This window comes from Methylobacterium aquaticum, assembly GCF_001043915.1.
Lineage (GTDB): Bacteria > Pseudomonadota > Alphaproteobacteria > Rhizobiales > Beijerinckiaceae > Methylobacterium > Methylobacterium aquaticum.
Window position 1 is genome coordinate 1 of record NZ_LABX01000418.1, and the last position, 698, is coordinate 698.

2 pseudogenes are annotated in these 698 nt (G+C 67.0%); one reads left to right on the forward strand and one right to left on the reverse strand.

The window, feature by feature from the left end:
* Positions 1 to 191 (reverse strand): annotated as a pseudogene (locus VP06_RS35690) (hypothetical protein); the annotation flags it as partial.
* A gap of 1 nt (position 192) precedes the next feature.
* On the opposite strand from VP06_RS35690, the pseudogene VP06_RS32910 reads away from it, so the two are divergent.
* Positions 193 to 698 (forward strand): annotated as a pseudogene (locus VP06_RS32910) (hybrid sensor histidine kinase/response regulator); the annotation flags it as partial.

Genomic DNA, 698 nt, shown 5'->3' on the forward strand with positions numbered 1-698 from the left:
TTATAGACCCCGAGTTCCATCAGCAGGAGCGCGATGGCGACGTTGAAGACGAGCCAGACCACCCGTCCCGGATGGCTGTGGGTCAGGCGCGAGAAGAAGTTCGACCACGCGATCGAGCCCGCATAGGCGTTGGTCACGTTGATCTAGAGCTGCGAGAGCACGACGAACATGGTGGTGAGCGCGACTGCGGCGCCGGGCGCCCTCAAGATCCTGCTCGGTTCGTTCCTCGCCGTCCTGGCGCTCGCCCACGGCGTTCCGCCGGAGCGCGCCAGCGAGCCGACCCAGATGTACGCGGTCGCCTTCGGTTACGTGACGTCGGCGCCCGGCGCCGCGGTCGCGCTCACCACCCTGTTCGTCGTGCTCTCGCAGCTCAAGATCAACGTGACCAACGCCTATGCGGGCTCGATCGCGTGGTCGAACTTCTTCTCGCGCCTGACCCACAGCCATCCGGGACGGGTGGTCTGGCTCGTCTTCAACGTCGCCATCGCGCTCCTGCTGATGGAACTCGGGGTCTATAAGACCCTGGAGCGGACGCTCGGCATCTACGCCCTGGTGGCGGCGGCCTGGATCGGGGCGCTCGTCGCAGATCTGGCGGTCAACAAGCCGCTCGGGCTGTCGCCGCCGGGCATCGAGTTCAAGCGCGCCCACCTCTACGACGTGAACCCGGTCGGCACCGGCGCGATGGCGCTCGCCTGCCT